We start from the raw sequence: 10,630 nt of genomic DNA on the forward strand, positions 1-10,630 counted from the left end.
CACTTATAACGAAGCATGGGATATGATCCCTAAACTCAAAAATGATGGATACAACGTTATTTTAGAACCCTATCCCTTCATCGCAAATGGAACGATAGCTGAAACCGATTGGATGCCTTCTGATCTAAACCAATGGTTCACAGCATGGAACAACATCCTACAAGACTTCGCTAAAAAATGTGAGCAATTTAAATTAGACGGTTTATACATTGCTTCAAACTTAGTTCATATGGAAGACTCAACAGAAAAGTGGAAATCAGTTATTACAGGCCTTAGGAGTTTATTCTCTGGTAAGCTACTCTACCGGACAAATTATTGGGTAACTGCTGACTGGGCTCCCGAAACGATTGCTGCGTACAACAAAAAGCTGAACAATCCTATATTCGGACTTGTTGATATCATTGCCATAGCTGCTTATTTTGAATTGACTGATAACCGTAATCCAACTGTCGATCAGTTAATTGATGCTATTTATAGCGTACCGTTATATGGACGAGGACAGAATATATTCAAGGAAATCAAAGCATTTTACGATAAATGGAATAGGCCGATCTTCTTTGGTGAACTTGGCATCCCACCTTACAGTAACTCTCCTGAACAGCCCCATAACGCATTCGGAGACCTAGGAGAATACAATGAATCAATTCAGGCGAATTGGTTTGAAGCTTGGGTTAGAGTTTTTCAAGCTCAAGATTGGTGGCAAGGATATTCTGTATATGCGATTTCAGATGAGAAGTCTGTTTATAACGTAATTGACAAGAAAGCTGAATCCATTATTAGAGGACAAACATTAGGTGGCACTAAGGGCAGACTGCAGAGTTTAGAAGAAAGAGTCGCGCACTTAGAAGAATTGCTCAAATCAATTACACAATAGGAAAGGACGGTGAATTTAGTTTGGATTTTCCTCAGCTCTATAACGACCCTACCCTTTCTCAAAAAAGGAAGGGTTCAATCGATGACCCTTATTTAAGCTATAGTGAAACTTTAACTGTTTACAATGGTCGAGTCTTACTTACAGAAGTACCTAACCGTGAGTACAGAGTCGAGGTTAGTGGTGACAGTAAAGAATGGCGAGAAATTGAAGATGGTGAATTAGAAGACAACTACTTTAAGGTTGATTACCTTATGGGAGTTGTCTTTTTCAATGGTTCAAATGAAGGTAAATCACTTACTTTTACATATCAAGGAGAAGGCGCATCCTTCTTCCCTGCCTCAAGAATATGGATTAAACGACAAGGAAATATGGTCATTGAAACACTTCAAGGCTTAATTGACGATGCTGAAGATGCCATTATTCGTATCAACGAACGTATTGCTGAATGTGAACGTGTCACCAAGCGATGTGTTGAAATAACAAATTGGTGCAGACAAGCAACATCAGATTATGAGTATGTAGTTGAGAACACTAGGAAGATTTACAAACCCTCTGTTTATACATTCGCAGATATACAAACAACTTACCCTAATCCCCTTATAGGATGGACGGTTGCTGTAAAAGAAAACAAAACCGTGTACAGATGGGATGGTTTTGATTGGATTGATATTGGAACTTCGGAAGCTTATGAAGGTTTCAATATCCTATTAAGCGCTGTAGAACCTTTCAATACTAATTATGTATGGTATCAGGATGAAGGCTTAATTCCAGAAAAACAAAGAGTTGTTATATCAAATAGTGCTCCAGAATCAGGTGCAGTTTGGTATGAAATTGACTAAAGGAGACTTCGATCGGGTCTCTTTTTTATGGAGGTAAATGAATGGGATTTAAATATTACGACAAGAAAACAGAGCAGTATATACCCATGTCGATTGAATTACTCAAATCCGATGGGGTATCGTTCACTGCTCCTGAAATCAAAAAAGCTTTTGATGCCGCTTCTAAAGACATTACTAACGTAATAAACACAGTTAATGCTGGCTTAACAGATATTACAAACATTATTGGAGACATTTCAAAAATCCCTGCATCTGGTGCAACAATTGTTGATAAAGTTTTAAATGAGTTTATCCGACGAAGTGTCAATGTTCAGGATTTTGGAGCTAAGGGTGACGGTGTTACTGATGACACTGAAGCTTTTAAAGCTGCCTTTGCAAGTGGGAAGCGAGAAGTTTTTGTTCCTGCAGGTATTTATATGGTTCAAGGATTGCATATCCCCTCTTATGTCAGACTTTATGGTGTTGGATCAGGGTCTATTATCAAACTTCATCCAACTGCAGCCGGAACATCTTGTGTGTTAACCAATAGCGACTACACAAACGGAAACGAATATATCTTAATTGAAGACTTAGACCTCGATTGGAATTTAGACAAAAAGGATAACACCATTACAAATGGAACAAATGCAAACTGTGTGGGTATTGTTAACTCTAAATTTGTTCGGGTTAGTAACGTCAATGCTCGAAATCCAGGTGTGCACGGTTTTGATGTAAGCTCCCCTGTTTGGAACTCTTCCTCTGATGGAGCAGATCATTATCAGCCAAATGGCAGCAAATATGTTTGGATTGAAAATTGTACTGCAACTAATTATGGTGATGATGGCTTCACAACTCACTATTCCGACTACATCTTCTTTACTAACTGTTATGCTTATGACGCTAATGGATCCGCACACAGCAAAGGAGCTTCAAATTCAAACGGTTTTGAAATTGATGATGGCTCTAAAAACGTATGGCTTGTGAACTGTTACAGCCGAAAAAATTGCAGGGGTTTCGAAGTCAAAGCTCACAACAGAGCACCAGCAGCAAGAAACGTAAACTTAATTAACTGCTATTCCGAAAATGATATCCGTGCTTTCGACTTTAGACATATTGGCTTCCACCTAGCCTCCGAAAAAATCTCCACAAGTGCATTTGACATAAATGTCGTTAACTGCACTGCACAACATCCTATTTTCAGTGACCTTTATCAAGGCTTAAATCCTCGCGCACTTGTTATTTCCGCTTATAGAAATGTCAACGTATCAAACTTCAATGCAATTGGTGACCCGACATATGATTACAAGAATACTACAGTTATCTCTACTCAATATAAGAGCAGAAACATCAACCTGAACAACATCACAGTTTCGGGATTTACAACAGCAAGTAACGACATCTATGTGATTGGTGGAGCTCAAAAATCAGACAATGTTAACATCTCGAATGTAACCATTAACCAGTCTGCTTTAGTGGGTATTGCTGTTGGAAGTAAAGTTGGCTCAGTCAATATCAATAACGTTAACATGACGGGAACAAGCAAAGCAGGTTCAATTGGCGTTTATTGTACTAACTCACAGGCCAATATTAGTGCTGCGATGTGCGAACAATACGCTACTCCCAGTAAAATTGCCGGGAAAACCTACGCATTTATCCCGAATAATTTCAAAGGTGGCACACGGATTGCGACGACTTCCGGCTACGCTAAAACAAATACTAGCGTCGTAATGGCATCTTCAGGTGGCGGACAAGCAACCGGAGATGCTTCTGCTGTTATTGCAACAACTGGCGGCTCTAAAGCAGAAGGCCCACGTAATGCAGTTATTGCGTCCTCTGGAGGATCTAAAACAACAGCGGAAGGAAGTCGTTCATTGGTTGTTGCATCAAATAATTCTTCCATTGAAGGATCAGGATCTTCTAGGGTTGTTATTGGGTCACAATCTGTAGTAAACAGAAAAGGTTATACCACTATATGGGGATATGGAACATCAGATACCCCTTCCACCTCGAACATTAAAATAGAACATGATGCGATGAGAGGAAATGTTGCCTTAGCCGGTCAGGTTAAAGGTGCTTCAACATTTGCTGATTATGCGGAGTATTTCGAATCTGCAGATGGAAGAGCAATTCCTACCGGATATATGGTCACACTTGATGGGGACAAAATTAAAAAAGCGAATCTCGGTGACAAGGTATTAGGGGTTATATCTGAAACAGCTGGCATTGTGCTCGGAGAGTCTTTGTTTAATTGGCAAGGAAGATACCTCAAAAATGAATTCGGCGGTCTTATTTATGAAGATAGGGATGTGACATTTGTGGATTCGGAAGGTATGCAAAGAACAGAAATAAGAAGGCTACCAAAAGAAAATCCCAACTTCAATGCCAATGAAGAATATGTTCCACGATCTGAGCGTCCTGAATGGAATATAGTCGGTATGTTTGGACAAATTTTCGTTCGCATTGACGAAACAGTTCAAGACGGCGACAGAATTGTACCTAAAGCCGGAAAAGGCTCAAAATCATCTGATGAATCAGGTTATCCTGTAATGAAAATAACAACACCTTATACAAAAGAAAGAGGATATGGTGTCGCTGTCTGCTTAATAACACCGACAGTTTAATTCAGTGCCCTCTTTAAAGGAGGTGGTTATGTTCTAGTTAAAATATAAATTTTATTCAATTTATAGCATTCAAAAACAGAGATAACAAGAGCATACGTGAGATAAAGAGAGATTGGGATTTGCCCCTTCTCTCTTTTTTTGTGCTCAAATTTAATTTTTAGGAGAGATGTTCAATATGACAATTGCAGTGAAAAAGAGATTAGTTCCAAGTGGAAAATACGCTCTGAAATGTCCGAACCCAATGACACCGGAGTATATCACTATTCATAACACAGCAAACGACGCATCAGCCGCCAATGAAATCAGTTATATGACAGGAAACAGCGAATCGACAAGCTATCATTTTGCCGTCGATGATAAAGAAGTAATTCAGGGGATTCCGCTGGATCGGAATGCTTGGCATACTGGCGATGGCACAAACGGAACCGGGAACCGTAAGTCTATTGGCGTGGAAATCTGTTGCAGCAAGTCAGGTGGTGCGCGTTACCGGGTAGCAGAGGCACTGGCTATCAAGTTTGTGGCGCAACTTCTCAAAGAGCGCGGATGGGGCGTTGACAAAATCAGAAAGCATCAGGACTGGAACGGAAAATACTGTCCGCATCGTATTCTGTCTGAGGGACGTTGGGATCAAGTGAAAGCGGCCATTGCTGCAGAATTAAAAGCACTCGGCGGAAAAACTTCTTCCTCATCTTCAAAGCCAACAAAAGTAGTTAAAACAAATGGTTCTTATGTTAAGAACACAGTTATCGCTGACAGTCTTAATGTGAGAACCCAACGCAATGCAAACTCCTCTATTGTACTCGCTCTTCCTAAAGGCTCCACTGTCCAATACCAAAAAGGATCAACTCAAAATGGTTGGGGATATATCAAATATACAAACTCTAAAGGTGCTACATACAGCGGTTACGTAAATGTGAAGTACATTAAAAGTGATGCTGAACTTGGACAATCAACCCCAAAGCCTAAATCCACTTCTAAGCCTAAAAGCAGTGGTATCAAATCTGCAGGCAAAATTAAAATTGTCGGTGTAAAAAGCGCTGCAATCGTTATGGACAGACCCGATAAAAACAAAGCAAAGAATCTTGGCACCGTAAAGTTAGGTGACACACTCAGCATTTCTGGTTCAGTGAAAGGTTCAAACAATGCTAAGGGTTACTGGGAAGTGATCTATAAAGGTAAACGCGGCTACATCTCAGGTCAGTTTGGGTCAAAAATCTAAATATATTTAAATATCTTTGAGGATGATTGTTGATCGAGGTATATCAATGATTATCCTCTTATTTTAGGAGGTGATGTAATGTCACCTTTCTATTTTATCAAAGGTTGGTGACAAATGGATAACTTTGAGCAAAGCACCATTTCAAGATTAAGTGCACTTGAAGAAAAAGCTAAGCACACTGATAACAAAATTGACTCTCTTGAAGAAAGAACAAATGTTATTGGTCGTATTGCTACGCTTGTTGAGCAGCAAGTCGAAATTAATAAGGATTCTCAAGCACAATCGAGAGAACAGTTCAGCACTCTGAACGAAATGAGCAACAGTTTAAAAAATCTGAGTAAATCATATGAAAAACTGGACAATCGAGTTGAAATATTGGAACGCTCTGATTCTACTCGCAAAATTGATCCCTCTCAGTTTACTAAAGACCTTGTGTTTAAGGTACTGCCCAGTGTAATTGCGACTATTGTCGCAGCCTGGTTACTCATACATTTTGGCCTTAAATAAAATGAACAGGAGCGAATTTCATGACTAAAATTAACTGGAAAGTAAGACTTAAAAAGAAAACATTCCTGGTTGCAATCTTCTCTGCAACTCTTTTGTTTGCACAAGCTATTGCATCTGCTTTCGGATACGATATTTCTGTATTTAGTGATGATCTCACTGAGAAATTTAATGCTTTACTTACGTTTTTAACTGCAATGGGGGTTGTAGTGGATCCAACCACTACAGGTATCTCAGACAGTGATCAAGCAATGGAATACACAGAACCAAAATAACTCGGGGGAGTTCATCTCCCCTTTTTTTCATTTTTAATTAAGAAAGGAATGATTGTTGGCCATGCAAATAGGATCTGGATATATCGGGAGTCCAATGCTTGAGAAGTCAGAATCTAACCATGAAGTAATCCCTTCCCCACCTGCAACCTGGACGATTAAATATTCTTTCTATAAATTCAGCTTTTCGAATGATCAGGAATGCCACGTATCAATCAATGGCAGTGATCCTATCTATTTAAGAGCTGGACAAGGCTTTCAAATGGACGCTCATGATTCACCTATCACAAGCTTCAAAATTTCTGAGTCAGGAATAACATATAATTTTTTGGGGGCGCATAAATGAGTTTCTTCAATCCAATGGTTAATGTCTCAATTGTCACTGGGAAGTCTGCTTATGATATTGCAGTAGACAATGGTTTTTCAGGAACTGTAGAGGAATGGTTAGCTTCATTAAAAGGTGAAAAAGGCGATACTGGAACTACAGGTGCAACCGGGGTTAAAGGTGCTACTGGCGCTGCCGGTAAAGATGGAAAATCAGCATATGAATTAGCCGTTCAACAAGGTTTCTCAGGAACATTGGATGAGTGGCTTGCCTCACTGAAAGCAACAGCAAACTGATAACGTACCCTTCTCTAACGAGGAGGGTATTTTTTTCGTTTCGGTCATAAACAAATTATTGATTTGTTTTTAATTTTCACTCAAATCCCCTTTACATTTCTTTCCTCTAATGCAACTATATAATAAAATGGATATGAAAGGGGTTTAGGACTTGAAGAGTGAAAAAGTCATTCCTTATGATTTAGTAGCAACAAAGATGAATCATTGGTATGTGGCTATTAAAAAGAATTGGGTCGGTAGAGCAGAAGAAATGCGTAAAGAAGTTATGCAGGAAATAAAAGTTATGGAAGAAAATCAAGATGTTTTACTATACTTCTCCCTACTTGAGTTTAGACATAAGCTAATGTTGGCATATATGTATCCTAACGCTATAAAAGACATTGAGAAAAATTATGGCGAGCTAAAAGAATATGAAGGTCATGGAAATTTAACAGGAATGCTGGAATATTACTATTACTTTTTCATGGGCATGTTCTATTTCAGACAAAAAGAGTTAACATTCTCCCTTAATTACTATAGACAAGCTGAGAGGTATTTGGATTCAATCGAGAGTGGAGATATTGAAGTTGAAAAAGCTGAATTTTATTTTAAATTGTCAGAAGTGTATTACCACATGAAACAGACTTATTTTTCAATGAATTATGCCATGAGGGCTTACGATATATTTAAAAAACAACCTGCTATTGACGGGAACCCTACATACGGGGTACAAAAGGTGCGCTGTCAATTCGTCATATTTGGTAATTTGCTGGACAGTATGAAGTTTGATGAAGCTTTAAAGCAAGCATACAAAGCGTATCAGGAGGCAGTAGAGCTAAACAAAAGTGAAAAGAATCGTGGGCATTTGATGCGTTCAGCACTGTTTAATATTGGATTGTGTTATAATCAAATGGAAGAACTTGATAAAGCATTTTTTCACTTTAATAAGTCACTTCAAATCATTGAGCCGGAAAATCATGATTACGCTGCTAAAACATTATTTGTTATCTCCTTCTTAAAGGGAAGGCAAAATGACGTTGAAAACGCAAAAAAATTTTATGAACAGGCCAAACAGCTGGCTGAACGGCATAACAATGAAATGGTACTTGAAAAGTTAAAAATGGTTAAAGGACTTTTCTTGGACTATGATTTAGACTTAGTTAGGAAAACATTCGAGTTCTTCAAAGAAAGAGGTATATACCCTGACATGGAAAGTTATGGTGTCTCTGTAGCAGATTTTCTCACTGGAAAACAGGATGCTTGGGGTGCAGTTGAATTTTATCGTTTGGCAAATGAAGCAAGAAGACAAATCAAAAGGGGAGAAGCAATATGAAAACTAAACTATTTATCTGTGCAGTTCTATTATTCGGCGTTGCCGGAACATTGGGTGCTTCCTATCTCCAACAACAAAATGATACGTTCAAGGTTGCTGAAAGAGCCGAAACGTAAAAAACTAATAACTTTGTAAGGAGAACAGAGGGAGCTGCTCTCTGTTCTCATGACTTATGTCCACCAGTCAAACCTGCTCTATGCAATGCTGTTCCACCAGGTGTATATGAAACAGCTCGTAAGATCGCTTTAGATCCGTATTTATTTCTTATCCCGTCCATCACAAATCCAAGCTTCCTTCTCTTCTCATTATCCTTTTCAAACAGACTTAATTGCTGATTCACATCGTCTTCAATATTGGATAAAGTAACTGAAATACTTCTTACTGTTTTTCCTGTATAGAACTTATCAAACAAAATCAAGCAGTATCGATAAATATCCATTGTGATATTCGTAGGCAAATCAATTGTTTTAGATCTGTGAAAGCCACCGCCGAACTCATCTTTACTGTAACCAATTCCTAAGCTGATCGTACGCCCTACTTTGTTATGTGTTCGTGCTCTTCGTGCAACCTCTTCACAAATCTCCAAGAGGACTACTTTGATATCCTCTTTCTTCGTATAATCTCTAAGTAATATCTGACTTTTCCCGTAGCTTATTTGCCCCTGCATTAAAGGAGCTCCAATTTCAGAAAGGTCAATTCCATGGGCATGATAATAAAGCTGATTCCCCATAATGCCGAAACGTTTTTCAAGCAGCTCTAATGGATAATTGGCTAATTGGCCAACAGTCGCAATCCCCATTCGGTTTAAATTCCTTTCCATCCTCCCTCCTATTCCCCACATTTCAGATAACGGATGAACACGCCAAAGTTTTTTCGGAACATCTTCATACCTCCACCGTGCAATCCCAGTCTTTGTTTTCTTGCTCTCTAAATCAAGAGCTAACTTACTCAGCAGCATATTGTCGCCAATGCCAACAGTACAAACTAAGCCGAACTCTCTCTTCATACTGCTCTGAATTGCTTCTGCCATGACTTCAGGATTTTCTTTTCCTGCATCTAAAAAAGATTCATCAATTGAGTACGTGTGTACACATGTTTCAGGAACGAACCTGTAAAACAATTTAGTGATTTCAGTTGAAACTCTGATGAAAAGTTTCATTTGCGGGTTTACTATGTGAATTCTTGGATCATCTGGAATCTCAAATAGCCGGGAGCCAGTCTTGATTCCATAATCTTTTTTAAGTGCAGGAGACGCTGCTAAGACAACACTCCCCTGTCTATCCGTGTTTCCGACTACAGCGAGATAACATGTCATTGGATTCAATCCCATTGTTACAGCTGAAACCGAAGCATAAAAGGATTTCATATCTACACAAAGTATATTTTTACGTGGAAACTGTGAGTAATCAATCATTGTAAGCAACTCCTATGATGTCATTCATGGTGATGTATACGGTTTGATCGTGATGATCTTTTACATGTAATTTGTGTTGTTCGTAATTTAGATATTGAACTGTACCGATTAAATCCTCGGCAACTCCTTCTTTAAAGAGTTTAAACTTCAGTTCTTTATTGAATGCCATTGCTTCAGAAACCAAGATGTCAATCTCCTCAATTTGTTGTTCATCTAAAGATGGCTTCTCCATTTTCGAAACATCTAACAAGTCCTGTTTTAATTGCGTTAAATGTTCTGGAAGCATCATGGAAGTCCATTTGATTGTTCCTCGATCTCTAAGCATTTTGAATCACTCCTTTATTGATCTAATATTAACAGAACAAATGTTCTTTGTTCAATATAAATAAGAACAATAGTTCGATGTAATTGTTGGAAATGACTATTCATTAAATATCTTTATGGTCTACTCTAGTCGAGACATTGAATTCTCTCCAATAGGCATGGGAGCGAAAAGAAATCCGCAGAAAAAAGTAAACACACAGCCGCATTATTTTCTGGCAGCTGTGTGTCTTTATTTGTCTTTATCGGCTCCGGATTTCTCTTGTTTTTTATTCGGTAGCTGAATGGAAGGCGTCACACCTGACCCGCCGCTTCCGTTATAAAACTGTGGCACCTCTCCTTGAATCGCTTTAATGGAGACTGGAATATTATTTGTCACGACAGATGTCTTACTGGCAAACGGAATAATGACCTTCACTTTAATTTCCACAAAGATGCTGATATCAATCAGGGCATTGTTGATGCCGTACGGCTTTATTTTTGTTTTCACATCAGTTAACGCATCACCGATCAAGTTAAAGCGCACGGGGATTTTCGGCCCAAGATTTCCGAGAATGCTGTTTCCCGTGACCTGCCCTAAAGGAATATCAATCATAATTGCATCGGCCGTTTTCGCGCCTTTTTCTGTTTCATGCTGCTTATTGTTCGACTCCA

At 38.8% G+C, this 10,630-nt stretch carries 10 protein-coding genes and 1 pseudogene; 8 read left to right on the plus strand and 3 right to left on the minus strand.

Annotation, left to right across the window (positions count from 1 at the left end; all coding sequences use genetic code 11):
- Window positions 1–13: 13 nt before the first annotated feature.
- From ACNFN4_RS20655 to ACNFN4_RS20690, 8 genes and pseudogenes are all read left to right on the plus strand, one after another.
- Window positions 14–874, plus strand: a pseudogene (locus ACNFN4_RS20655) (glycoside hydrolase family 113); the annotation flags it as partial.
- A gap of 20 nt (window positions 875–894) precedes the next feature.
- The gene (locus ACNFN4_RS20660) at window positions 895–1,713 is read left to right on the plus strand and encodes a hypothetical protein (RefSeq protein ID WP_448200449.1); all 819 of its coding nucleotides are present in this window, start codon (window positions 895–897) and stop codon (window positions 1,711–1,713) included.
- 41 nt (window positions 1,714–1,754) lie between these two features.
- Window positions 1,755–4,313: a peptidase G2 autoproteolytic cleavage domain-containing protein gene (locus tag ACNFN4_RS20665; RefSeq protein ID WP_448200450.1), complete on the plus strand. Its 2,559-nt coding sequence runs from the start codon at window positions 1,755–1,757 to the stop codon at window positions 4,311–4,313.
- A gap of 175 nt (window positions 4,314–4,488) precedes the next feature.
- Window positions 4,489–5,532 carry a peptidoglycan recognition protein family protein gene (locus tag ACNFN4_RS20670; RefSeq protein WP_022553061.1) on the plus strand — a complete coding sequence of 348 codons (1,044 nt, stop codon included), beginning with the start codon at window positions 4,489–4,491 and terminating at the stop codon, window positions 5,530–5,532.
- A 114-nt stretch (window positions 5,533–5,646) separates the two neighbouring features.
- On the plus strand, window positions 5,647–6,039 hold the full coding sequence (locus ACNFN4_RS20675) for a hypothetical protein (RefSeq protein ID WP_014417852.1): 393 nt from the start codon (window positions 5,647–5,649) through the stop codon (window positions 6,037–6,039).
- 20 nt (window positions 6,040–6,059) lie between these two features.
- Window positions 6,060–6,311 carry a phage holin gene (locus tag ACNFN4_RS20680; protein ID WP_014470077.1) on the plus strand — a complete coding sequence of 84 codons (252 nt, stop codon included), beginning with the start codon at window positions 6,060–6,062 and terminating at the stop codon, window positions 6,309–6,311.
- 339 nt (window positions 6,312–6,650) lie between these two features.
- Complete coding sequence (locus tag ACNFN4_RS20685; RefSeq protein ID WP_448200451.1) at window positions 6,651–6,929, plus strand: hypothetical protein; 279 nt, start codon at window positions 6,651–6,653, stop codon at window positions 6,927–6,929.
- Between the two features lie 151 nt (window positions 6,930–7,080).
- Window positions 7,081–8,241 carry a response regulator aspartate phosphatase gene (locus ACNFN4_RS20690; protein WP_014417849.1) on the plus strand — a complete coding sequence of 387 codons (1,161 nt, stop codon included), beginning with the start codon at window positions 7,081–7,083 and terminating at the stop codon, window positions 8,239–8,241.
- Between the two features lie 163 nt (window positions 8,242–8,404).
- Here ACNFN4_RS20690 and ACNFN4_RS20695 read toward each other — a convergent pair whose 3' ends face one another.
- From ACNFN4_RS20695 to yunB, 3 genes are all read right to left on the minus strand, one after another.
- Window positions 8,405–9,655, minus strand: coding sequence for a Y-family DNA polymerase (locus ACNFN4_RS20695; protein ID WP_022553059.1), 1,251 nt, complete (start codon window positions 9,653–9,655; stop codon window positions 8,405–8,407).
- Window positions 9,648–9,980, minus strand: a complete 333-nt coding sequence (locus ACNFN4_RS20700; RefSeq protein ID WP_022553058.1) for a YolD-like family protein — start codon at window positions 9,978–9,980, stop codon at window positions 9,648–9,650. The genes ACNFN4_RS20695 and ACNFN4_RS20700 overlap by 8 nt, the downstream gene beginning before the upstream one ends.
- 228 nt (window positions 9,981–10,208) lie before the next feature.
- Window positions 10,209–10,630 (minus strand): sporulation protein YunB (gene yunB / locus ACNFN4_RS20705; protein WP_306217608.1); only part of this gene is annotated, 422 nt, incomplete at its 5' end.

The sequence above is a fragment of the Bacillus sp. N1(2025) genome, assembly GCF_053470005.1.